This window comes from Pantoea sp. GbtcB22, from assembly GCF_019091025.1.
Taxonomy (GTDB): Bacteria; Pseudomonadota; Gammaproteobacteria; order Enterobacterales; family Enterobacteriaceae; genus Pantoea; species Pantoea leporis.
Genome location: NZ_JAGXKB010000629.1, coordinates 1 through 244 on the forward strand (window position 1 = coordinate 1; position 244 = coordinate 244).

At 48.8% G+C, this 244-nt stretch carries 1 protein-coding gene and 1 pseudogene; both read right to left on the bottom strand.

Features of this window, described 5'->3' with window-relative positions:
- Window positions 1–154: pseudogene (locus tag KVT28_RS26200) on the bottom strand (DNA polymerase III subunit beta); the annotation flags it as partial.
- A 5-nt stretch (window positions 155–159) separates the two neighbouring features.
- Window positions 160–244 (bottom strand): hypothetical protein (locus KVT28_RS27985; protein WP_254633679.1); only part of this gene is annotated, 85 nt, incomplete at its 5' end.

The window sequence follows — 244 nt, forward strand, 5'->3', positions numbered from 1 at the left end:
CCATTTCCAGATCGGTACCGGTCAAGCGCAGCGAGCCTTCGCTTACTTGCAGCAGTAAATTTCCGAGGATTGGCTGCGTCGGGCGTCCGCCAAGTGGACCGCTAACCTGTTGCAGTGGCTTCAGTAACTGCTCACGATCTACAATAAATTTCATATGCGTCAGGAAGATAGTGTTCGAATGAGGTTAGAGAAATATTCTTTAATGTCGTGGCTCTCTTCACGCAGCTGCTCAATTTTACGGCAA